Annotated in this window: 19 protein-coding genes; 10 read left to right on the top strand and 9 right to left on the bottom strand. The window is 69.4% G+C overall.

Going from position 1 to position 23,741, the window contains the following annotated elements:
* Positions 1-52: 52 nt before the first annotated feature.
* Entirely contained in the window at positions 53-3,067 is a 3,015-nt protein-coding gene (locus HQ314_RS09440; RefSeq protein WP_261781593.1) for an MMPL family transporter, read from the top strand.
* Here HQ314_RS09440 and HQ314_RS09445 read toward each other — a convergent pair.
* From HQ314_RS09445 to HQ314_RS09465, 5 genes are all read right to left on the bottom strand, one after another.
* Complete coding sequence (locus HQ314_RS09445; RefSeq protein ID WP_222649889.1) at positions 3,027-4,856, bottom strand: DUF2339 domain-containing protein; 1,830 nt, start codon at positions 4,854-4,856, stop codon at positions 3,027-3,029. The genes HQ314_RS09440 and HQ314_RS09445 overlap by 41 nt on opposite strands.
* An 88-nt stretch (positions 4,857-4,944) precedes the next feature.
* Positions 4,945-5,601, bottom strand: a complete 657-nt coding sequence (locus tag HQ314_RS09450) for a DUF1707 domain-containing protein (protein ID WP_222649890.1) — start codon at positions 5,599-5,601, stop codon at positions 4,945-4,947.
* 28 nt (positions 5,602-5,629) lie between these two features.
* Positions 5,630-6,304: a response regulator transcription factor gene (locus tag HQ314_RS09455; RefSeq protein WP_222646350.1), complete on the bottom strand. Its 675-nt coding sequence runs from the start codon at positions 6,302-6,304 to the stop codon at positions 5,630-5,632.
* Complete coding sequence (gene macS / locus HQ314_RS09460; protein ID WP_222649891.1) at positions 6,262-7,419, bottom strand: MacS family sensor histidine kinase; 1,158 nt, start codon at positions 7,417-7,419, stop codon at positions 6,262-6,264. Before macS ends, HQ314_RS09455 begins: the two co-directional genes overlap by 43 nt.
* Positions 7,391-8,569, bottom strand: coding sequence for an AI-2E family transporter (locus HQ314_RS09465; RefSeq protein WP_285186774.1), 1,179 nt, complete (start codon positions 8,567-8,569; stop codon positions 7,391-7,393). The genes macS and HQ314_RS09465 overlap by 29 nt, the downstream gene beginning before the upstream one ends.
* Positions 8,570-8,672: 103 nt before the next feature.
* Between HQ314_RS09465 and HQ314_RS09470 the strand changes: the two genes are divergently transcribed.
* The 4 genes from HQ314_RS09470 to HQ314_RS09485 all read left to right on the top strand — a co-directional run bounded on the left by HQ314_RS09470 (position 8,673) and on the right by HQ314_RS09485 (position 12,398).
* Positions 8,673-10,121, top strand: a complete 1,449-nt coding sequence (locus HQ314_RS09470) for an adenylate/guanylate cyclase domain-containing protein (RefSeq protein WP_037186160.1) — start codon at positions 8,673-8,675, stop codon at positions 10,119-10,121.
* Positions 10,122-10,151: 30 nt separating this feature from the next.
* Positions 10,152-11,297 carry a YbhN family protein gene (locus tag HQ314_RS09475; RefSeq protein WP_051613437.1) on the top strand — a complete coding sequence of 382 codons (1,146 nt, stop codon included), beginning with the start codon at positions 10,152-10,154 and terminating at the stop codon, positions 11,295-11,297.
* 63 nt (positions 11,298-11,360) lie between these two features.
* Positions 11,361-11,912 (top strand): YceI family protein, encoded by a 552-nt coding sequence (locus HQ314_RS09480; protein WP_027506170.1) that lies wholly within the window; start codon positions 11,361-11,363, stop codon positions 11,910-11,912.
* 87 nt (positions 11,913-11,999) lie between these two features.
* Positions 12,000-12,398 (top strand): DUF3054 domain-containing protein, encoded by a 399-nt coding sequence (locus HQ314_RS09485; protein WP_051613436.1) that lies wholly within the window; start codon positions 12,000-12,002, stop codon positions 12,396-12,398.
* A 13-nt stretch (positions 12,399-12,411) separates the two neighbouring features.
* On the opposite strand, the gene HQ314_RS09490 is transcribed toward HQ314_RS09485, so the two are convergent.
* The 3 genes from HQ314_RS09490 to HQ314_RS09500 form a co-directional block, all read right to left on the bottom strand.
* Entirely contained in the window at positions 12,412-13,149 is a 738-nt protein-coding gene (locus tag HQ314_RS09490) for a sulfite exporter TauE/SafE family protein (RefSeq protein ID WP_027506168.1), read from the bottom strand.
* A 25-nt stretch (positions 13,150-13,174) separates the two neighbouring features.
* The gene (locus HQ314_RS09495; protein ID WP_222649892.1) at positions 13,175-14,815 is read right to left on the bottom strand and encodes a penicillin-binding protein; all 1,641 of its coding nucleotides are present in this window, start codon (positions 14,813-14,815) and stop codon (positions 13,175-13,177) included.
* Between the two features lie 130 nt (positions 14,816-14,945).
* Entirely contained in the window at positions 14,946-16,847 is a 1,902-nt protein-coding gene (locus HQ314_RS09500; RefSeq protein WP_374197825.1) for a penicillin-binding transpeptidase domain-containing protein, read from the bottom strand.
* Positions 16,848-16,979: 132 nt separating this feature from the next.
* Here HQ314_RS09500 and HQ314_RS09505 point away from each other — a divergent pair, with 132 nt between their 5' ends.
* The 3 genes from HQ314_RS09505 (at position 16,980) to HQ314_RS09515 (ending at position 20,272) form a co-directional block, all read left to right on the top strand.
* Complete coding sequence (locus HQ314_RS09505; RefSeq protein ID WP_261775949.1) at positions 16,980-17,657, top strand: hypothetical protein; 678 nt, start codon at positions 16,980-16,982, stop codon at positions 17,655-17,657.
* A gap of 165 nt (positions 17,658-17,822) precedes the next feature.
* Positions 17,823-19,439 carry an ABC-F family ATP-binding cassette domain-containing protein gene (locus tag HQ314_RS09510; protein WP_222649893.1) on the top strand — a complete coding sequence of 539 codons (1,617 nt, stop codon included), beginning with the start codon at positions 17,823-17,825 and terminating at the stop codon, positions 19,437-19,439.
* Between the two features lie 26 nt (positions 19,440-19,465).
* Positions 19,466-20,272 carry an alpha/beta hydrolase gene (locus tag HQ314_RS09515; protein ID WP_308119329.1) on the top strand — a complete coding sequence of 269 codons (807 nt, stop codon included), beginning with the start codon at positions 19,466-19,468 and terminating at the stop codon, positions 20,270-20,272.
* On the opposite strand, the gene HQ314_RS09520 is transcribed toward HQ314_RS09515, so the two are convergent.
* Positions 20,253-20,672 carry a rhodanese-like domain-containing protein gene (locus HQ314_RS09520; RefSeq protein WP_222649894.1) on the bottom strand — a complete coding sequence of 140 codons (420 nt, stop codon included), beginning with the start codon at positions 20,670-20,672 and terminating at the stop codon, positions 20,253-20,255. The genes HQ314_RS09515 and HQ314_RS09520 overlap by 20 nt on opposite strands.
* A gap of 93 nt (positions 20,673-20,765) precedes the next feature.
* On the opposite strand from HQ314_RS09520, the gene HQ314_RS21720 reads away from it, so the two are divergent.
* Positions 20,766-21,224 carry an Lrp/AsnC family transcriptional regulator gene (locus HQ314_RS21720; RefSeq protein ID WP_222649895.1) on the top strand — a complete coding sequence of 153 codons (459 nt, stop codon included), beginning with the start codon at positions 20,766-20,768 and terminating at the stop codon, positions 21,222-21,224.
* Between the two features lie 289 nt (positions 21,225-21,513).
* The gene (gene secA2 / locus HQ314_RS09530) at positions 21,514-23,736 is read left to right on the top strand and encodes an accessory Sec system translocase SecA2 (protein WP_222649896.1); all 2,223 of its coding nucleotides are present in this window, start codon (positions 21,514-21,516) and stop codon (positions 23,734-23,736) included.
* Positions 23,737-23,741 lie beyond the last annotated feature (5 nt).

Consider the following 23,741-nt stretch of genomic DNA (forward strand, 5'->3'; position numbering starts at 1 on the left):
TTCTCGCTGGGGAGATCTGGTTCACCGATCACGGTTCACCGTCATCGGTGTGATGGTCGCGTTCCTGCTGGGCCTCGCCGCGTACGGACTCAGCCTCAACGATCACCTGAGTCAGAGCGGCTGGGACGACCCGAACTCGGAGTCGGTGCACGCCGCCGTCACCGCGGACGGCACCTTCGGTCGCGACAGCACCGGCGACGTCGTCGCCCTCTACACCGCACCCGAGGGATCGACGGTCGACGACCCGGCGTTCCAGCAGACCGTCACCGCTGGTCAGGACGCCATGATGGCGACGCACTCGGACAAGATCTCGAAGATCAACATCAACTACTTCCAGCAGCGGCTCCCCGCGCTGGCCTCGCCCGACAAGACGAAGGCGATCGCCACGTTCGCGATCGCCGGCGCGAACGACACGGAACTGACCAACAACTTCCGTGACGTGAAGGACGCGTTCGCCATCGACGGCGTCGACGTGCAGCTCGCCGGCCTCCAGCCCATCGCGAACGCGCTGAACGACACCATGGCCGGCGATATCAAGCGCATGGAGATCCTCGCCATCCCCGTGGTGGGCGTGCTCCTGTTCTTCGTGTTCGGCGGCGTCGTGGCTGCGGCGTTGCCACTGATCATCGGTGGTCTCACCGTGGTCGCGGCCAACGGCATGGTCCGGCTGTTCACCAATTTCGTCGAGGTCAACAGCTTCGTCGCGCCCGTCGTCTCGCTCATCGGTCTCGGGTTGGCCATCGACTACGCGCTGTTCATCGTCAGCCGGTTCCGAGAGGAACTGGCCGACGGCCGCACGACACAGCAGGCCGTGCAACGCTCCGTCATGACCGCGGGCCGCACGGTCGTCTTCTCGGCGACGATGATCGTCGCGAGCCTCGGCGGTCTGCTGCTCTTCCCGCAGGGCTTCCTCAAGTCCGTCGCGTTCGGTGCGATCGCCACCGTCGCGCTGGCGGCCCTGACCGCCATCACCATTCTCCCGGCGATCCTGTCGATCCTCGGCCCGCGCATCGACGCTCTCGGACTGAAGAGCATGCGCAAGACCAAGACGACCGAGGAGATCGAGTCCGGGCCGTGGGGCAAGCTCACGCGCTGGGTCATGCGGAACCCGCTCAAGGTGTGCGTGCCCATCGTCCTGGGCCTGCTGATCCTCACGCTGCCGGTCGGTGCCATCAAGTTCGGCGGCATCAACGAGACGTACCTGCCGCCGGACAACCCCACCCGTGTCGCCCAGAACGTGTTCGACGAGAACTTCCCGTCCTACCGCACCGAGCCACTCAAGATCGTGCTCGAGAACGCGGAGGGTCCGCAGTTGGGCACGGTCCTGCGCGAGGCGTCCAACGCTCCCGGGCTCGTCGAACGGTTCTCCATCGAGCGCAACGAGAACGGTGTCGCCGTGCTCAAGGCGGGCCTGGTCGACCGCAACGTGTCGTCGCCGGCCATCGACTACATCCGCTCCATCGACGTTCCCGACGGGGTGACCCTGTCGGTCGGCGGCACGCCCGCCATCGAGCAGGACTCGATCGCGGCGCTCGTGGACCGACTACCCCTCATGGCGACGCTCGTCGTGCTGCTCACGACGCTGCTGATGTTCCTCACGTTCGGGTCGCTGGTGCTCCCCCTCAAGGCCATCCTGATGACCACGCTGGGCCTCGGCGCGACGCTCGGCATCCTCACGTTCATCTTCGTCGACGGCAACGGCGCGGGTCTGCTGAACTTCACTCCCGGGCCGATCATGGCCCCGGTCCTGGTGCTGATCATCGCGATCATCTTCGGGTTGTCGACGGACTACGAGGTGTTCCTGCTCTCCCGCATGGTGGAGGCACGAGCCCGCGGAGCCAGTACGACCGAGGCCATTCGCGTCGGTACCTCGCACACCGGTCGCATCATCACCGCGGCCGCACTGATCCTCATCGTCGTCACGGGCGCCTTCGCCTTCTCCGAGCTGGTGATGATGAAGTACATCGCCTACGGCATGATCGCCGCGCTCATCATCGACGCGACGTTGATCCGCATGTTCCTGGTCCCGGCGACGATGAAGCTGCTCGGCGACGACTGCTGGTGGGCGCCGCAGTGGATGAAGCGCATCCAGCAGAAGCTGGGGCTCGGCGAGCCGATCCTCGACGCCGAGATGATGCCCACCGATGTCCCCGAGCTCGTCGCGATCGGGTCCGCACCGCTCCCGGCGCGGACGCGGGAACCGCTCACCCAGCCGATTCCGCGGGTCATGCAGAGCGGCCCGTCGGCCGCTCGTGCAATGCCCGAGCGCGTCGCACCCGATCGTCCCCGGCCCGTCGCCCCGCGTCCGGCTCCCGAGCGCGTGCAGAAGCCCGCTGTGCAGGAACCCCCGGTGCAGCAGCCCGCCGCGCCGGAGCCCGTCGCACCGCGCGCCGTCGAACCCACGGCACCTCCCGTCGCACCCGCGCCCGCGGGGGAGATTCGGGTCGCACGCCCGGCGGAGACCCGACCCGCCCGGGCCTCCGACGATCAGCAGAGTCGTCCGACGGCCGGTCCCGAGCCGACGTCGGCCGAGCCGGCACCGCGGAACGGCGCGCCCGCCCCGCGCCCCATCGAGAGCTGGCTCGCCGAACTCCGCGCGCCGTCGGTCGCTCAGCGTTCGAACGGCTCGAACGGCTCGAACGGGCACGAGACCACGTCGTTCCGGTACGGCTCGGTCTCGGGCGACGGCATCGATGTCGATCGGCCCCGCAACGGCGACAGCAACGGGAACGGCCACTCCAACGGCAACGGGAACGGGAACGGCACCGGGAACGGTCACAGCAACGGGAACGGAGGGCCCCACGGGAACGGCTCGCGCACCAGCGCCGAGGTCGATTCCTGGATCGCCGGTCTGCGCATGCCCGAGCGCGAGGATCGGCCGGCACCCGAGCCCGAGACCCACAACCCCTCCACGCCCGAGGTCCCCGAGCCCGACGAGACACCGCCGACGACCACATCGGGTCGCCGGCGGGCTCGGGACGGGGACGACGAGTCGGGCGGTCGTCACCACGGTCAGTCCGGTGCCATCAGTGTGAGCGAGTTGCTGGCCCGCCAGCGTCGGCAGTGACGGCGCGGTCCGCGAACGACCTCGCGTAGCGGGTGCCGATACCGAGCAGCATCACTCCCACCACCAGGAACGCTGCGGCGCGGGGCAGTCCACCGAGTGCGCTGAGATCGAACAGGAACAGCTTGGCGATGGCCGAGGCCGCGACGGTCAGACCTGCGGCGAGGACCGCGCGGGCACCGGTGGCGTCGGACAGACCACGCATCAGCAGTGCGACGGCGACGGTCATCCACACGATGGTCGCTGCGCCGTGGCCGACGAGGAACCCGGTGCGGCCGCCGATCTCGATGCCGGTGATCACGCACACCGCCGTCGCACCGAAGAGGCCGGCGACTCCCGCCAGGCCGGCGGCGAGGGTTCGGAGCGTCGCGTCCCCGATGGTGCGCAGTGCCGCGAGCACTCCCGCCACAGCCATCGCGATCATGGCGACCGACGCGGGCACCGAGGCCCAGCCGGAGTCGAGCGCGCGAACGGGGCTGCTCAGCGAGTCGACCGAGGTGATCTGCGAGTGTGCGCTGGTTCCGAGGAGGGCGAAGAACGCGCCGGCCGCGGCCGACACACCCGAGCGGGTCCGGGCGCCGACGAGAAGCGCCGTGGTGGCGACCAGCAGCAGGGCGAGAATGCGGACCTGATCGGCCGTGCCCGTCACCAGCGCCGACGCCACCGCCACCGAAGCCGTCGCTGTGAGCACCAGACGAACCGTGGTGACCAGCTCGCGTCGAGCGACCAGGGTCGCCACCAGGGCGAGCGCGACCGCAGCGTCGACGCCGCCGGCGACGGGGCGAGAGAACAGCGTCGCGGTGACGAGGACCGCGGCGGCGGTGGCCGCGATCGAGGCGAGCGACGCCGGGTCCACGGCGCGGTGGGCGAGGGTGGTCCACCAGGCGACGACAGAAGTGCCGAAGGACAGTCCCGCGACGACGAGCAGCGGCAGCAGATCGGCGGTCGGGACCGTCTCCACGTGGGCGAGCAGCCCGGCGAGCAGCACCGCTCCGACGACCGGGACGGTGCGGACGACGCGCAACCAGACCCACTGTTCGCGGACGTCGACCGGAGAGGCGGCGATCTGCACGACCACCAGGAATGCGAGGAGTGCCGGCGTGATGCCGCCCGTGACGACGGGTGCCAGTGTCGCGATGCCGGCCACGACCATCACCGCGAGTGACTGCGACGACCAGCGCAGTGCGACCGCGACGCCGAGCGCGGCGACACCGAGTCCCACCACGAGCCCGACGACGGGATGCACCCACCCGTACAGCGCGGTGACGGCGGCGAGGTCGAGATACAGCCCGGCGAATCCCGTCGCGGCGAGTGCGACGGCGCCGACGCGGCCACCGGGTCGGGCGACCACACGGTGCGCGGCGGCGACGAGCGCTCCGGACAGCAGCGCACCCGCGGCGACACGAGGACCGGGCCCGAACCAGCCCGACTGCGCCGCGAGCACCACCAGCATCACGACACCGATGACGGTCACCGCAGCGCCCGCGGCGGCGAGCACACGACTGACGACACCGTCGCGTTGCCACCACGGGGTGGTGTCACGGGGAGGCGTGGGCATCGGGCGCGGGATCGGCCGTACCGGGTGAGTCGACACCGGAGGACTCTGCACCTGTGGCCTCGAGACGGGGTGCTGCTGCGGGGGCGCCTGGAGCGGGGCCTGCATCGGCGAACCGTCGAGCTGCTGTCGGAGCAGGCCCAGGTCGTGGCCGACGCGGGCGAGATGCTGCTGCAGGGAGGCGACCTCACCGGACAACACGTGCACGAGTCGCGGATCTATCGAGGGAGTGGTCATACCTCGATCGTGCTGGCCGGGGCGGACCGGGGGAACACGGGAAACTACTCGAGTCCGACGCCGTTCTACTCAGCCGAGGGTGCAGTTCCTACCCGAACATGCGCTTGATGGACGTCCCGAACGGGTGCTTGGCCGTGACGGATCCGAAGCGGATGCGTCCGCGCACGACGACGTGCAGTCCCCCTTCGACAGGCCGGCTGCGCACCTTGTTGGTCGCACTGCCGCCCATGGTGTCGACGCCGTCGAGATCCACCGACGCACCCTCGGGCACCACGACGGTGATGGTGCTGCAGTAGTCGTCCACGTCGATCCGCACCTCGCGCGAGGTCAGAACCGCGGAACTGAAGTCGAGGGTCACCGTGGCCATCTTCGACGCGACCCGGATGGCCGACGGCGCGGTCCAGGTACCGGAACGGGTGACCGTCGACATCGTGGCTCGGATGTCCACGGGTGCACCGTCGGTGGCCGGGTGTCCGGGTGCCGACGTCAGCGCGTCGCTCGGGACCACGGCGAGCGGTCCGGACTGCTGGGGTGGGCCGCCCTGCAGTGTCATGCCCGGCAGGTCGACCAGCACCGCGTTGAGCTCACCGCGCGTCTTGGCCGCCAGTACCGAGTCCATCCGCTCGGTGAACTCGCCGAGCGACAGCATCCCCTGTCCGACGGCACGTTGGAGCAGGCCGCCCACGTGCTCTCGTTCGGCGTCGCTCACGCGCATGTTCCTGGGGTCGGTGCCGTCTCCGGTCATGGCGACCAGAGTAGTGAACACGACGCCGTCACTGCAGCCCCTGCTCGAGCGCCCACCGGGTGAGTTCGACACGATTCGCGAGGTGCAGCTTGCGCAGGGTCGCCTGCACGTGGTTCTCGACGGTGCGATGACTGATACCGAGCCGAGTGCCGATCTGCTTGGCGCTCAACCCTTTCGCGACCATGCGCAACACCTCCGTCTCGCGCTCGGTCAGCACGGGAGGCGGTTCCGCAGCCGTGGGGGCGGCTGCCATGCGCCGGTACTCCCCGAGCACCAGCCCGGCCAGTCCGGGCGTGAACACCGCATCGCCGCGACTCGTCGCCTGTACGGCGGACACCAGATCGTCGATGGAGGCGCTCTTCACGAGGTAGCCGGTCGCCCCAGCCTTGACCGCGCCGAGCACGTCGTCCCGTTCGGCGGACGCGGAGAGCACCAGTACCCGACTGTCGGGCGAGACCGCCAGCACCGACGCGGTGCCCTCGGCTCCGGTTCCGTCTCCGAGGTCCATGTCCATGACGACCACCTGCGGCGACGTCGCCCGCGCGCGCGCGGTGGCCGAGCGGACTCCGTCGGCGGTGGCCACCACACGGAAGCCCCGCGCGTCGAGGTCCCGCGCCACTCCGTCACGCCACATCGGGTGGTCGTCGACCACCATCACCGTCACCGAGGCGTCGGCGCTGTCCGTGGCAGCGTCAGTTCCCATTCCGTTCCCTCTCCTGGCCTGCTGTCCACCCTCGCACGCCCACCGATGGCTGCCGTCCGGCCCACGATCGAGCCGGAGACGCCGAGCCGTCCCTCCGCACGCGCCTCGTCGAGACGGCCGGGTGCCATTCCTGCTCCGTCGTCGCGCACCGTCACCATCACCTCGTCGCCCAAGTCCTCCACCAGCACGAACACGTGGACGTCGGACCCGCCGTGTCGATGCGCGTTGTCGACGGCGGCGAGCGTCGCGGCCGCGAGCTCCGACGCGGCCGACGCCCGGAGAACGACGGCCTCGGACGGCGCCGAGACCACGGCGCGCGTGCCCACCGCAGCGCGCACCAGCGCGGCCAGGTCGGCAGTGCCGTCGGTACGCCCGGTGGCCGACCCGGACAGCAGGGCGCGGAGCGCAGCCTCCTGGCTGCCGGCGAGATCTGCCAGTTCTGCTGCTGCGCCGCCGATCTCGTGGCCGCGACGACTGACCATGGCCAGCACCTGCAGCACACCGTCGTGCACCTCGCGGGCCAGGCGCTCGCGTTCCGCGGTCGCCGCGGCCAGGGCCACCGCCTCGTCCAGGCGGCTGCGTGCGAGGCGCGCCGTCCGCGCCGCGAGCCCCAGTGCCAGACCGACGGACAACAGCACGGGTCCGGTCGAGTCGCGCCACAACTCGCCGTCGACGGTGCCGCGCACCACGGCGATGGCGGCGGTCATCACTGCCGCCGAGGCGAGCCCCGCTCGGGGACCTCCCAGGACGGCGGCACCGATCACGGCGTTGGCCACCCAGATCGTCGTCGGGAGCACCTGGTGGTCCTGGCGCCATGCCGGACTCGCCACCAGCAGCGTGCTGCAGATCAATGCCGGCGTCACCACCTGGTCGGCGACGACGACGGGGCGCCGCGCGGGCGTCGTCAGGGTCGCGACGGCCGCGATTCCGGACCAGATGACGGTGACGACGACGAACAGCCAGCTCAGGCGCGGTGCGTCGTACCGGTCCTGGACGACCAACTGGAACCCGACCACGTACAGGACGGTGACCAGTCGGAACGCTGCCGCGGCGCGCCACAGCGGTGCCTCCGCGACACCGGTGGCGTCAGCTCGCGGGACCGTCGACCTCGCCACGGCTCAGCTTCTGGTTCTCGGGGTGCGGACTGTTCGGCGCGGCCGGGAACATCGGTTCCGACGGATCCGTGTCGGCGATCTCCTCGTACGCCTCCTCGGGATCGTCGGCGAGCAGTGAGCGGATAGCGGTATTGGCCATCGCGACGAGCGGCACCGAGAGCAGGCCACCGATGATGCCCGCCATGACGATGCCGGTGGCGATGGCGAGCACCACGGCCAGGGGATGCACACGGACTGCGCGACCGAGCAGGAGTGGTTGCAGCACATGGCCTTCGACCTGCATCACGGCGATGACGATCGCGAGTGCGATGAGCGCCGTGATGAATCCCTTGGTCACCAGGGCGACGAGCACCGCGACGAAGCCGGTGAGCACCGCACCCACGATGGGAATGAACGCTCCGATGAACACCAGTGACGCCAGCGGAAGAGCCAGCGGGACACCGAGGATCGCCAGTCCCGTGCCGATACCGATGGCGTCCACGGCGGCGACCGCGACGGTGGCGCGCACGTACCCCACCAGCGAGCCGAACGCCTGGCTGCCTGCCAACCGGACGCGGCGGCGCGCCCGCGTCGGGACGATCCGGGACACGAAGTCCCAGATCTGCTGTCCGCCGTAGAGGAAGAAGATGAGGGTGAAGAGCACGAGCAGAGCCCCGGTGAGCATCTCGCCGATCACCGCGGCGGTGGTCAACGCGCCACTGGTGAGAGCTTCCTGATTCGACTGCACCGACCGGACCACCGAGTCGCCGGCACTGCGGATCTGGTCCTCGCTGAAGTGCAGGGGCCCCTGCGTCAGCCAGTCCTGGATCTGGGTGACGCTGCCGGTGAACTGATCCGTGAGGGCGGGTACGCCCTCGATGAACTGCTCGACGACGAACGTCAGGATGCCCACCAGCAGCCCGAGACTGCCGAGGATCGAGACGATGACCGCGACGACGCGCGGGATGCCGCGCCGCTGCATCCAGTCGACGAGCGGGGAGAGCAGCGCCGACGCCAGCAGGGCGAGTGCCACCGGGACGACGACGCTCTCGAGCCGGTGCACGATCATGCCGATCACCACGAGACCGGCGAACAACACCAACAGACGCCACGTCCACGCAGCGCCGACACGTACCACAGGGTGTACCGACTCCGCCGGATCGTCCGTCACCGAGGAAGCCTAACCGAGCACCCGGTAAGTTGACCTCGTGCTGACGCTTCTACGTGCGGTCTCGTTGACCCTGAGAAGTCGCTGGCCGCTGTACCTCGCGTCGATGCTCCTGGCCAATCTGCTCGGCGCGATCCTGGTGTTCGCCTTCGTCCGGTACGGGCTGCCCATTCCCGAGAACGAGTCGATCGTCGTCGATCGGGTGCGCAATGTCTTCATCTTCGGGGCGTACCTGCTCTTCGCGGCCGTCGTCAGCCTCGCGACCGCCGCCGTCATGCTGCGCAGTGTCATGCGGTGGCAGATCCGCGGTGGACCGCCCAGTCGATCCGAGCAGATGGCCGCCCTGCACGCACCGCTGCGCCAGGCCATCGTGCACCTGGTGCTCTGGATCGTGGGCGGCGTCATCTTCATGCTGCTCACCGCGTCGGAGATGCCGTCGCTCGCGGTGGCCGTCGCGGTGACGGTCGCCATGTCCGCGGCGATCACCTTCGGCTTCACCTACATGCTGGGCGAACGCATCCTCCGGCCCGTCGCCGCGCAGGCGCTCAGCGAGGGCAGTTTCGACCGCACGATGACGCCCGGTGTGGGTACACGCATGGCGATGACGTGGGGACTGGGCACACTGATCCCCGTCGTCGGAATCCTCCTGCTGTGCGCGACCCAGCTGACCACCGACCTGGTCTTCTCCCCCGACTCGCTGGCCATCGCCATCAGCCTGCTCTGCGTGCTGGCGATCATTCAGGCGTTCTGTCTGTCGATGCTCACCGCCAGCCAGATCTCCGATCCCATCCGTCAGCTGCGCCGCGCCATCGAGAAGGTGCAGGAGGGCCACACCGAGGTCCAGGTCGAGGTGTTCGACGGCAGTGAGATCGGCCGTCTGCAGGTCGGCTTCAACCGGATGATGGCCGACGCGTCGGAGCGTGCAGTCCTGCGCGAGCTGTTCGGGCAGCACGTCGGTGAGGACGTCGCGCGGCGCGCCCTCAAGTTCGGCACCGAGCTCGGCGGCGAGACCCGATTCGTCGCGGTGCTGTTCGTCGACATGGTCGGCTCGACGGCCGCCGCCTCCGAACGTCCGCCCGGCGAGGTCGTCGACCTGCTCAACGACTTCTTCCGCGTCGTCGTCGACGTGGTCGACCGGCACCACGGCTTCGTCAACAAGTTCGTGGGCGACGCGGCGCTGGCCATCTTCGGCGCGCCCCTGGATCGCCCGGACGCACCCACCGCGGCACTGTCCGCGGCGCGGGAACTGCGCAGCGAGCTCACCGAGATCGCCGGACTCGACATCGGCATCGGCGTGTCGGCCGGACTGGCGGTGGCTGGAAACATCGGCGCCAAGGAACGCTTCGAGTACACCGTCATCGGTGATCCCGTGAACGAGGCGTCGCGCCTGACGGAACTCGCGAAGTTCACTCCCAGTCGGGTTCTCGCGTCGACGTCGGCACTGTACTTCGCCGACGAGGACGAGCAGTCCGAGTGGGAACTGGGCGAGAAGGTGCAGCTGCGCGGACGGCGGCGCGCGACGCACCTGGCCTCCCCGGTCGACTATCCGCGCTGATCGTCGGCACCGTTCGTTACTCTCGGTGCCGTGGTAGTTCCGGAGCAGGGCCGATCCGCTGGGTCGCCCCGCGCCGGTGGCAGATGGCGATGGCTGCGCTGGGTGGCCGCGGTCGCCCTCGTGGCGTTGCTGGTCGGTGAGGGTGTCTACCTGTGGCCGCGCCTGCACGAGTCGTGGCGCGCCCTCACCGAGATCCACTGGGGATGGGCCGCGGCCTGCGTCGTGATGCAAGCGATCTCGCTGTCCGCGTTCGCGCGTGTCCAGAAGCAGTTGCTGCGCGCGGGCGGTGTCCGCGTATCGCAGCGACGCTCGCTCTCCGTCATCTACGGCAGCACCGCCATGGCGCTGACACTGCCGGCCGGCCAGGTCTTCTCCACAGCGTTCACGTACCGCGAGACACGCCGCTGGGGCGCGAGCCCGGTGGTCGCGTCGTGGCAGCTCGCCATCTCCGGCGTCATCGCCGCGCTCGGGCTGGCTGTCCTGGGCGTGACGGGAGCCTTCCTCGTCGGCGGCAGCGCCAACACCCTCGCACTGATCGTCCCCGTCGCCGGCGTGATCGCCCTCATCGCCGGCGTGCGCTACGTCCGCTCCCACCCCCAGTCGATCGTGGGTATCGGCCGGTGGGGGCTGTCGAAGTACAACTCGCTGCGCAACAACGATCCCGACACGGGCATGGCCCGGCTGGACGAGATCGTCGAGCAGGTGAAGTCGGTACGCCTCGGTGCCCGCGACGGCACGGTGTCGCTCGGCTTCTCCGCGGTGCACCGTCTCGCGGACGTCGCGTGCCTCGGGTTCGCCTGCTACGCCATCGGCGCGGATCCGAAGATCTACGGGCTCCTCATCGCCTTCTCGGCCAGCAAGACGGTGGGGTCCATCCCCGGTGCGCCCGGTGGTCTGGTCATCGTGGACGCCACTCTCATCGCGACCCTCACCACCGCCGCCAGCATCAGCGCGTCACAAGCGGTCGCGTCCGCACTGGTGTATCGCCTGGTCAGCTTCATCCTGGTGGCACTCGTCGGCTGGGTCGTCTTCCTGATCCTGTTCCGCAAGCACCAGCACGAGGACCTGCACTTCGATCTCGCCGTCGAGCAGCGCGAGCGGACGGAACTTCGGGAGCGGACGGAACAGCCGTCGGCCACCCACCCGCTCGGCAAGGATTCCCCTCCGCGGGAATAGATGCGGACCGCGGTCCGGTTGTGTACTGTGAGGCTTGAACCTTCAACCACACAGGAGTTCGTCATGACTGCAGCAGTGTCCGTCCCCCAGCTCACCGCCGGCACGTGGGCCATCGATGCCACCCACTCGACCGTCGGGTTCACCGTCCGCCACCTGATGGTGAGCAAGGTCCGTGGCCGTTTCCAGACCTTCACCGGCACCATCACGGTCGACGAGAACGGCGCGCCCACCATCGACGCCGAGATCGACGTCGCCTCCATCACCACCGACAACGCGCAGCGCGACGGCCACCTCAAGACCGCCGACTTCTTCGAGGTCGAGAAGTTTCCCACTGCAACCTTCCGGTCCACCTCGGTCAAGGCCAAGGGCGACGACTTCGTGCTCACCGGTGACTTCACGCTGCACGGCGTGACCAAGTCCATCGATCTGAACGTCGAGTTCAACGGTGTCAACGCCGGCATGGGTAACGGACCGGTCGCCGGCTTCGAGGCCACCACCACGATCAACCGCAAGGACTTCGGCATCAGCATCGACATGCCCCTCGAGGGTGGCGGCGCCGTCGTCGGCGACAAGATCGGCCTGCTGCTCGAGATCGAGGCCGGCCACCAGGCCTGATCTCCTCCCGGAAAGACCCGCTCGACGCCCGCACAGCCGGCGCCGGTGCGGGTCTTTCCGCGTCTCGGCGCCTCGTAGTCTGGTGGCATGCCCGCGCGCACCCGCACTCCCGCCCTGTCGGCCCTCGCAGTGCCGGCGGTGATCGACGTCGTTCTCGTCCTCGTCTTCAGCGCCATCGGCCGAGGCAGCCACGAGGAGGGCGTGACCGTCGGGGGCACTCTGTCGACGGCCTGGCCGTTCCTCGTCGGCCTCGCCGTGGGATGGGCGGTGACCTACGCGCTGTACCGCGAGAAGTTCGTCGCGGTGTCCCTGGTCCCCACCGGGGTGCTCGCGTGGATCGGCGCCGTCATCGTGGGCATGGTGCTGCGGCAGGTGTCCGGCGAGGGAACGGCCTTCAGCTTCATCGTGGTCGCGACGGTGACGCTGGCGGTGTTCCTGCTCGGGTGGCGTCTCGTCGCCCGCCTCGCGCAGCGTCGTCGCGCCTGACCCACACAGTTCCTCAGCCCAGCCACAGCCACGCTGCGAGGCCGAACCCGCACAGCGCCACGGCGATCCGGAGCGGATTCGGCGGAAGGTGTCTCACGATGCGCGGGCCGAGCGTTCCCCCGGCGATGGTGCCGATTCCCATCGCCAGTGCGGCGAGCCAGTTCACCTGGCCGGAGAACGCGAATATCACCGCGGCGACCAGGTTGGCCACACCCAGCAGGTAGCTCTTGAGGAGCGTTGCGCGCCAGACGGGTTCGGCCGTGCAGATCAGCGTCAGGGCCATGAAGATGACGCCCGCACCCGCGCCGAAGTAGCCGCCGTAGATCGCGACGAGGAAGATCGCGCTCGGATACAGCACCGGGAACGTCCGGTCACCGGCGAGGACGCGGATCCGCGGCTGCAGCAGCATGGCGACGGATGCGAGAACGACCAGTATCGGCACGACCGCCTCGAACGTCTCCCCCGGCGCGCGCAGCAGGACGACGGCTCCCGCGATGCCGCCCAGCGCGGCCCACAGGGTGAGCCAGAGCAGCGAACGACCGCTCTTGGCAAGCTCTTTGACCGACGACGCGGTGGCACCCACACCGGCCCCGACGAGCGCCACGGTGTTGGTCACGTTGGCCGCGACCGGTGGCAGCCCCACCGCCAGCAGCGCGGGGTACGACACGAGCGACGCCAGGCCGGTGATGTAGCCGATGACTCCGGCACCGAAGCCCGCCGCGATCAGCAGGACGAACTCGGTGACGGTCACGGGGTGAAACGTAGCAAGCCGGTGATCACTCCGACGGCGAGGCCATCTCGCGCATCAGCATGTTCGTCATGCGCGCCGCGGCATCGGTTCCGTCGGCGTCCTCGATGTAGACCGCGAAGGCCAGATCGCCCTTGGTGCCGAGGAACCAGCGATCGTCTCCGTTGTCCCCGGCGAGCCCGGTGACCGACGGATCGCTGACGCCTTCGCTGCGGGCGTTGTCACGCAGTGTGTTCCGCAGCGAGGTCAGCACGGCGGGGGCGACGGGCGAGCCCGCACCGGACACCGTCGCCGGTGCGCCGCCGACGATCATCGGAGCCGGTGCCGATCCGCGAGCGACGGCCGCCGCCATCTCGGCGAGGCCGAAGGGTGTCACCGTCATGCCGGACACGGACGACGTCCGGCTGACACCGCGGAACTGGTCCACCGCCGACTGGCCGTCGGGGAGCGAAGCGGTGACGGCGTCGAGACCGGGGATGTCGAAGGAGGTGCCCAAGCCGAACTGGCGTGCGGCGTCGGAGAATCCGATCTTCTGGCGATCGGCCGACGCCTGGATCACGTCCACGAGCGTCCCGGCGGGGTAGAGGCCGGTGAACGCCGGCGTGCCCTCGTCGTTGGCGTAACTGTTCTGCGCGGTGGCGACGACGGCGCCGGTGGAGGGCTTCATGACCACGATCGAGGCCGGGGTCCCGACGCTGACGGCGGCGGTCTCCGCAGCGAGCTGCACGGCCGGGTCGAGAGTGGACGTGATGTCGGGTGATCCCGGACCCTGGAAACCTGCCAGGCGGGTGGTCTCGCCGTCGGTGTCCGCGACCTCGACAGCCCAACCCGCGGTGGCGTCGCGGGAGTCCTGCCACACGGTCCGCAGCGAGTCCAGCACCGGCGACGTCAGCCGCCGGTCACCGGCGATGAGCTTGGGTTCCGCGTAGAGGACCACACCGGGAATCGCACGCAGGTCGTCCTCCAGCACGGCGTAGTCGTCGGCACGCAGGTTCACGGCGGTGATCACGGCACCGGGGTCCGCCGCGACGTCGGCCTGGAGCGACTCGGACGTGATCAGCGGCGCCACGACGTCGATGACGTCGGCGAGGCGGGACGTCGTGTCGGCCAGGTCGGAGGTCGCGGAGGGATCGAGCCGCACGGAGGCGACGTTCTGTTCCGCCATCATCACGGCGCCCGAGGCGTCGAGCACGCGCGGTGCGGGTGCATCGGTGCGGGCGTAGCGGACGGACCCACCGGCACGCAGTTCCGGGGCGAGGATCGACGGATCCCACGAGATGCGCCAGCCGACGCCGAGCTTGCGCGTCGACCCCTGGGTGGTGACGCGCCATTCGCGCGAGTCCTGACCGCGGGGTTCGCCGAACGACCAGGTGGAGTCGACAGTGAAGAAGCCGGACTCGTCGTCCAGGCCGATGTACTGCGACATGCGGCTCGTCGAGACTCCGGGCCCCATCGAGTCGAACATGGCGCCGATCGTGTGGGCCGCGGCATTGGGGTAGGAGGTCAGCGCGGCGGCCGCGGCCACGTCACGTTGATCGAGGGCGGCGACGAACCGGTCCACCAGCACCGCCGCCTCACTGCGAGGCTTGTTCACCACGAACGAGGCGACAGTCGCGAGCGACACGAACACTGCGAGCAGCGCGACGACGTACCTGGAACGCAGAACCATGCCCCAATAATCACACGAGTCACACCAGTAACACAGCACGGTGAGCACTCGGACCGGTCACGATCCGGTCACCCCGTGCGCCTTTGGCGTATCCAGGGGTGCGCAAAAGGCGCACAGGGCCGAAGGCCACTCAGCGCAGGAAGGACCCCGCCACCGTCAGCGCCGGCGCGGAGGAGTCGCCGCCCTCGACGAACACGGCGAACGCCAGGTCACCGCGGATGCCGACGAACCAGCCGTGCGCCGGGCCGCTCGCGACCTCGGCGGTGCCGGTCTTACCGAGCAGTCCGTCGATGTCCTGCAACTGCGTCGCCGTACCGGCGGTGACCGTCTCCCGCATCATGGCGCGCAGCTGGTCGGTCACCTCCGCCGGCGGGGCTGCGACGGTGCGATCCGCGGTACCGGGTCGTCCGGTGATCATGGTCGGCGACGGGGTGGATCCGTCCGCGATGGACGCCGCGACCAGGGCCATGCCGAACGGGGACGCGGTGACGGTGCCCTGCCCGATCGCGCTCTCGACGCGCTCGGCCGACGTCGTCGCGGGCGGAACGCTGCCGGTCACGGTGGTGAGCCCGGGTGTCAGGTAGTCGACGCCGAGCCCGAACTGCAGGGCCGCCTGCTGCAGCGCGTCGTCGGGCAGATCGACGGCCAGCTGACCCATGGTGGTGTTGCACGAACGCGCGAATGCCGTCTGGAGCGGAACCGATCCGAGGTCGAAGTTGTCGTCGTTGGGGATGGTCCGGCCCTCGATGTTCGCGGATCCGGGGCACGGCACCACGGTCGTGGGGGTGACGGTGCCCGCCTGCAGTGCCGCCGAGGTGGTGACGGTCTTGAAGGTGGAGCCCGGCGGGTACAGGCCCGTGAGGGCGATCGGGCCCTGCGCGTCCGCGGCCGAGTTCTGCGCGACGGCCACGACGTCTCCTGTGGAGGGCCGGATCGCCACGACGGCCGCGGCGTTCGCTGTCGACGCGAGAGCGTTCTCCGCCTTGAGCTGCAACAGTGTGTCGAGCGTGACCTGGATGTCCGGGCCGACGGTCGCCTCGACGCCGGTCACCCGCTGGGCGACGGAACCGTCGGCGGCCACCAACTGCACGGCCCACCCGGCGGTGGCGTCCTGCTGCTCCTGCCACAGCTGCGCCACGTCGTTCAGCGCGGGAGAGGACAGTGCGCGATTCTCGGTCAGGAGCCGCGTCTGCGGCGCCAGAGTGACGCCGGGCAAGGCGGAGAGCAGGGACTCGATGGGGGCGAGATCCTCCTGCCGCAGGCTCACGGCCGTCACCGACGGAGCGCTCGACTGCGCGTCACGAAGGGATTCCGCCGTGACCGTCGGCGCGAACGGCGACACCAGTGCCGCGACGGCGCCGGGATCGGCGGTCTGGTCGAGATTCACCAGCGTCACCACCTGCTGCGACATGAGTGGCGCTCCCGAGGTGTCGACGACGCGAGGCGCGGTCGACGCGGTGACGGGCGTGTACCGAACCGTCGTCTCCGGAGTCAGGCCCGGTACGACGACACCCGGGTTCCAGGTGACCTTCAGCCCCTGTCCACCGTCGGCGACGGATCCGGTCGTCGTGTAGGTCCAGACGCGTTCCGCGTCCGCCGGGGCCGACGTGGTGGGAGCTGCCGCGGTGGTCGCCGTCGCGGATGCGGTACCGGTCGCGGGAGCCTCCGCCTCCTCGGGCGGTGCGAAGGACCAGGAGGCGGACAGTGTGAACGTCTGCTGCTCGTCGTCTGCCTGGCTCACCGTGAACCGCGGTGTCGCCGTGACCGTTCCGGCACCGCCGAGTCCGTCGTACATCTGGGTGAGCACCGCGGTCGCTGCCGCCGGATCCGAGGTCAACTCTGCCGCGGCGCCCACGTTCTGTGTGCTCAGCGCTTCGGCGAACCGATCGGCCGTCACACGGGACGCCGGGGGCTCGTCGGCACTGCACGCGGTGGCGGCGAGCGCGACCGCGATGGTCGCGGCGGCGAGACGGAGTCCGCTGCTGGTGGAAGGGCCGAATCGGCGGGACGGTCGAGACATCAGCGAAGGCACGCACTGATAGTGCCCCACCGATCCGTCGGTCACACGACGCGACGAACTCTTGACGCTCGGCGCGACGTGTGTAATCTTGTAATCACTGGCGTTGTAATCAAGTAATCGCGCCACTGACGAAAGTAGAACATCATGAATCCCCATGACACCTTCCCCTTCGGAGAACGACCCTCCAGTCCCTTCGGTCGAGGTGACGCACCCCGGCGCGGTGGACCCCACGGACACGGCCGCGGTCGCGGCGCAAAGCGCGGCGAACGCGTCGGCCGGCCCGGCGGATGGCAGCAGAAAGACGTACCCGACGCAGGCGATGCGGAACAGTGGTTCCTGGGCCGCCTGCCCGACGACTGGTTCGACGGCACCGCCACGGTCGAGGTCGACCGCGAGGAGATCGTCGTGATCGGCGAACTGAACGCCCCCGAGTCCGATGCCGGCGTCGAGGGCCGCATCGCTCGATTCCGTGAGTCCACCCGCGACGATCGCATGCGTATCGCCGACGAGGCCGAGGCACGCTACGGCCGCAAGGTCGCCTGGGGTGTCACCATCGACGGCGACACCACCCTCTTCACCCACCTCGCGGTGCCGGTCATGACTCGACTGCGTCAGCCCGAACGCAAGGTGCTCGACACCCTCGTCGACGCCGGCGTCGCACGCTCGCGCGCCGACGCGCTCGCCTGGGCCGTACGCCTGACCGGAGACCACATCGACCCGTGGCTCGCGGAACTGCGCGAGGCCATGGCGAAGGTGGACGACCTGCGGGCCCAGGGACCCGACGTCCGGAACACTCACACTCAGGACGACGAGACCGACTGATTCACAGCCGTATTCGACATCTCTGTTGACCGTTCTGCGCTGCCGACCTAGAGTTGGTAGCTCATCGTCCCCGACGAACGGACAGGCAGTTGCTCCTCTCGTAAGTAGTGCGGATCCCACCGACGCGCACGTCGCGGTGGCACGACACTCCTCTCGAGGTGCTCCATGTCAGTATCACCCTCCATCGTTCTCTCCGATCTCACCTTCTCCTGGCCCGACGGCCGGCCTGTCCTCGACGGCCTGGACGCATCGTTCATGCCGCGCCGGACCGGCCTCGTCGGCACCAACGGAGCGGGCAAATCCACTCTGCTGCACCTGATCACCGGGCGGTATCGACCGCAGCGCGGGTCCGTACGCGTCACCGGCACCGTCGGCCATCTTCCCCAGCAAGTGGTCACGAACGTCTCGGACACCGTCGCTGATCTCCTCGGCATCGGAGACGTCCGACAGGCCCTGGCACGCATCGAGCACGGCAGCACCGATCCCGACGACTTCACCGTCGTCGGTACGGACTGGGACGTCGAGGAGCGCACTCTCGCGTTGCTCGACTCGGCCGGCGTCGGCGAGAGTCTGGGCACGGCAGCAGATCTCGATCGACCGATGAGAACCCTGTCGGGGGGCGAGTCGACGCTCGTCGCACTCGTCGGTCAGGTGATCCGGCGGCCCTCCGTCCTGCTTCTCGACGAACCGACGAACAACCTGGACCAACGAGCTCGCTCCGCTCTGGGACGAGTACTCGACGAGTTCTCCGGCGCCGTCGTCGTCGCGAGTCACGACCAGGGCCTGCTCGACACCATGGACGACATCGCCGAACTCCACTCGGTACGGTCGTCGCCCGCGTCGCTCCGGATGTTCGGCGGCAACTGGACGCACTACCGGAGCGTCGTGGAGGGCGAGCAGGAGGCGGCGCGGGCCGCGGCGCGGTCGGCCGATCAGGATCTGCGCCGGCAGAAGCGGGATCTGGTCGAGGCGCAGACCACCGTGGCCCACCGGCGACGGATGGGAGAGAAGGCATCTCGCGAGAAGCGGGTACCGAAGATCGTCGCCCACAACCGGCGCAGCGCCGCACAGGAGTCGGCTGCCAAGTACCGCATCGGACACGAGGACCGCGTGGCGGATGCCCGCGCCCGCGCCGACGAGGCGCACGAGATGATTCGTGACGACACCGAGATCGTGGTGGATCTGCCCGAGACGGCGGTGCACGCGTCGAAGTCGGTGGCGTCGACGGGCGAGATGCTGCTCGATCTGGACGGTCGGTACCCGGACAGGACAATCGAACTCACGATCATGGGCCCGGAACGCATCGCGCTCGTCGGGGACAACGGAGTCGGCAAGACGACTCTCCTGCGATCTCTGGCGCCGTCGGTGCCGACCGCGGTGCTGCCGCAATCCCTCGACGTGTTCGACGACGATGCGTCCGTGGTGGAGAACGTCCGCCGCGCGGCACCGGACACGTCGATCACCGACGTCCGAACTCGGCTCGCTCGCTTCCTCTTCCGCGGTCGGCGCGCAGACGCGGTGGTGCGCACGCTGTCGGGCGGGGAGCGGGTGCGGGCGGCACTGGCGATGCTGCTGCTGGCCGATCCGGCTCCGCAGCTGCTCATTCTCGACGAACCGACGAACAACCTGGATGTCGCGTCGAGGACGCACCTGAGCACGGCGCTGTCGTCGTATCGGGGAGCCCTGATCGTGGTCAGCCACGACGAGGCGTTCCTCGATGCGCTGGGGATCACGCGGCGGGTCGATCTGACCGCCGACGGGCTCACCTCGACGTCCACCTGAGATCACCCACCTGCGACCATGGCACCGTGGACTTCGCGACGAACCCGGTGGACGGCACCCGCATCGCCTGGTCGGTGACGGGTGACCCCACCGGCCCGCCGGTGATGCTGGTGCACGGCAGCCTGTTGTCGCACCAGATCTGGCGCACCTTCGGCTACGTCCGTGCGCTGCGCGACCGGTACCGCCTGATCCTCGTGGACCAGCGTGGACATGGCCGGAGCGAGGCTCCTCGCGACGTCGAGGCCCACTCGATGGACCGTGTCAGCGAGGATCTGGTCGCCGTCCTGGACGCGGCGCACGTGGCCGCCGCGCACTACGTCGGCTACTCGTTCGGCGGTCGGTCCGGCCTCAATCTGGTCACCCGCACTCCCCAGCGTGTCGCATCACTCGTCGTGGGCGGAGCCGGATCGGGGCCGCAGAAGGGCGCGCTGGACAGCCTGTTCTTCGACGGCAGCGCCGACGTCCTCGCCGAACGGGGAATGGACGGGTTCGTCGACGAGTGGGCGAACCGCCGCGGCTTCCCGGTCGACTCGGGCACCCGAGCCGCGTTCCTGCGCAACGACTCCGAAGCGTTGGCCGCCTACTTCCGGGCATCGGACGACGATCCCGGTATCGCCGACGACGCCGTCCGCGCCATCACGGCGCCGACACTGTTCTACGTCGGCTCCCGCGACGTCCAGCGTATCGACGACACCCGTCGCACCGCATCGCTGATCGCCGGCGCCGAGTACGAAGAGCTCCGCGGGTACGACCACGCGACGGCCGTGGCCGCGCCGGAGGCCGTCGAGCTCGTGTCCAGGTGGCTGAGTGAGGTCACGTCGTCGGAGCGGTGAGCGGATCGGGTGCTCGCCGTGTACGTCCGGTGTCGGACACGACGGCGAAACCTTCCCGTGCCCAGTACTCGAATCCTCCGATCAGTTCCCGCACGCGGGAGTAGCCGAGGCGACTGAGCGCCAGGGCCGCTCGGGTGCTGCCGTTGCATCCCGGTCCCCAGCAGTAGACGACGATGTCGGCGTCGCGATCCGGCTCCACCTCGGCGATGCGCGTGCCCAGATCGGCCCCGACGATGTGCACCGCTCCGGGAATGCGTCCCGCACTCCAGGACGCGTCCGAACGAACGTCGATGATCAGCGGCCCCGCACCGCGGGATCGCTCGGCGGCAAGATCGGCGGGATCTGTCTCGAACCTCAGTTTCGCGGCGAAGAAGTCGGCGGCGGACGGTGTCTTTTCCATGACCTCAGCCAATCCTGTTCGGGCGACTGGGAGAAGTGGCGATCACCGGCTGATCGCACTAAACGGCATCGATCGGCCGGTATCGTTTCCATTGTGCCGCGTAATCCACACCCCGAAGTCGACGAGATCGACCGGCGACTGCTGGACGAGCTGCAGAGTGACGGGCGCGCGACCGTTGCACATCTGGCCCGAGTGGTGAACCTGTCGTCGAGCGCGACGGCCGACCGCGTCCGCCGCCTGACCGACATCGGCGTGATCACCGGCTACTCCGTCACTGTCGACACCGGGGCTCTCGGCTACACGGTCTCGGCGTTCGTCCGCCTGGCGTACCCGTCGGGTAATTACGGTCCGTTCGACGCACTGGTGGCGTCCACCCCGGAGATCATCGAGGCGCATCACGTCACGGGTGACGACTGCTTCATCATCAAGGTCCTCGCCCGCTCGATGCGGGATCTCGAACGTGTCACCGGCCGGCTCGCCACGCTCGGCTCCATCACCACTAACGTCGTGTACTCGAGCCCACTCCCCAGTCGGCGCATCACTCCTGCGTGACGGCCCGTCGGTGGCCTGGACCTTCGAACAACGCACGTCGCGCAGCCATGCGATGCCCACGGTGCCGAGAACGGTGACCACGGTGAACGTCGTCCTCTCGAAGCCGTCCGGCCGCGACCGTCTCAGATGAGGCGGTTCCCGCGTCGGACGCGCTGCGACAACGGGTGTGCGCACCCCTTCTAGTGACCGCACACCCCTCCCCACCGGCCGCAGACCGTGTGCGCTCACCGCTGGGGGTGTGCACACGGCTTGCGGCCGCACCTACGGGCCCGTCGGTAGCCTGGCGAACATGGCGTCACGGTTCTGGTCCCTGCTCGGTCGTTCGGTCGCGAAGGGGCATGCGCGGTCGCGAGGTGCCGTGGATGCCGCCCGGGCGCTCGAGGACCGCCACCGCGACCTCGACGCGGACGGTCTGCGTGCCGCGGCCGACGGTCTGCGCGGAGCCGGCTCCTTCGACGTGCCCGCGTTCCTCGCGCTCGCGCGCGAGGCGTCCGATCGTGCGTTGTCCCTGCGCCCCTTCGACACTCAGCTCTACGGAGCCGTACGGCTGCTGGAGGGCGACGTGATCGAGATGGCAACGGGTGAGGGGAAGACGCTCTCCGGCGCCGTCGCGGCCGCCGCCTACGTGCTGCAGGGCAGGGACGTGCACGTGGTGTCGGTCAACGACTTCCTCGCTCGACGCGACGCCGAGTGGATGGGCCCGTTCTACGACGCGCTCGGAGTCACGGTCGGGTGGATCACGGCGGAGTCGACGGCGGACGAGCGGCGCGCTGCCTACGGGTGCGATGTCACTTACGCCTCGGTCAACGAGGTGGGCTTCGACGTGCTGCGCGATCATCTGGTGGACGATGTCGAATTGCTCGTCTCCCCGACCGCGGACGTCGCCGTCGTCGACGAGGCCGACTCGGTGCTCGTCGACGAAGCTCTGGTGCCCTTGGTTCTCGCCGGCTCCATCGATCAGGACGTGTCGGCCGACGACGTGCTCGACGCCGTGCGGTCTCTCGGCGCTGACACCGACTGGGAGGTCGATGCCGAGCGTCGCAACGTGTTCCTGACCGATGCCGGGGCCGAGAAGCTCGAGGACGCACTGGGCGGGATCGATCTGTACAGCGAGGAGCACGTCGGCACCACGTTGGTGCGCGTCAATCTCACCCTGCACGCAGAGGTGTTGGTACGCAGGGATGTCGACTACATCGTGCGGGACGGTCGGGTACAGCTGGTCAACGCCTCCCGCGGCCGTGTCGCGGAGCTGCAGCGTTGGCCGGACGGTCTCCAGGCCGCGGTCGAAGCGAAGGAAGGCCTGGCGTGCACGGAGACCGGGCAGGTCCTGGACACCATCACCGTGCAGGCCCTGATGGGTCGGTACCGCCGCGTGTGCGGAATGACCGGAACGGCTCTCGCAGCAGGAGAACAGCTTCGGACGTTCTACGGCCTCGGGGTGTCGGTGGTCGAGCCGAACGAGCCGCTCGTCCGCGTCGACGAGGTCGACCGCGTGTACGCCACCGCTCCCGAGAAGAACGCGGCCGTCGTCGCCGCGGTGCTGGAAGCCCACGCCACGGGGCAGCCCGTGCTCGTGGGGACGCACGACGTCGAGGAGTCCGAGTCGCTGGCCGCCCGGCTCGAGGACGCCGGAGTGCCGGTGGTCGCCCTCAACGCGAAGAACGACGCGGAGGAGGCCGAGATCATCGCGCGCGCCGGACTGCCCGATGCGGTGACCGTCTCGACGCAGATCGCCGGCCGCGGCACCGACATCAGGCTCGGCGACGGCGTGACCGACCTCGGCGGCCTTCTCGTGATCGGCACCGCGCGGTACGTCACCGAGCGCCTCGACAATCAACTACGGGGACGCGCCGGGCGACAGGGTGATCCGGGCCGCTCCGTGTTCTTCGCCAGTTGGGACGACTCGCTGGTGACGCGCTACCTGGAGAAGAGCGATCGCCCCGGCCACCCCGACGACACGGGTTTCCTCGAGACGGAGGTCGCGGCCAAGCGCATCGACCACGCGCAGCGCGTCGCGGAGGGCGCGATGCTCGACACCCACGCGTCCACCTGGCGGTACAACCAACTGACCGCCCAACACCGCGACATCCTCGACACGCGTCGGGCCGCGTTGCTCGGCACCGACGAAGCGTGGGACCTGCTGGCCACCCGTAATCCCGAGCGTGCCGCGGAACTGGAGGCCGTCGACTCCGACGCCCGCGTACGCGCCGCCCGGCGCATCGTTCTCCACCATCTCGACCGCGCGTGGTCCGACTACCTGGCGCACCTCGGCGATGTCCGCGAGAGCATTCATCTCCGGGCACTCGGCCGACAGAACCCGCTCGACGAGTACCACCGCATCGCGATCGAGGCGTTCGCCGAGGTGCAGTCCCGTGCCCTCGAGGAGTCCGACCGCACCTTCCTGACCTCGACGATCACCGACGACGGTGTGGACCTCGAGTCGGCGGGGCTGGTGCGTCCGTCTTCGACCTGGACCTATGTGCGCGAGTCGCACCGTCCACTCGCGTTCTGAGTGAC

The sequence above is a fragment of the Rhodococcus sp. BP-332 genome (assembly GCF_019836065.1).
GTDB lineage: Bacteria > Actinomycetota > Actinomycetes > Mycobacteriales > Mycobacteriaceae > Rhodococcoides.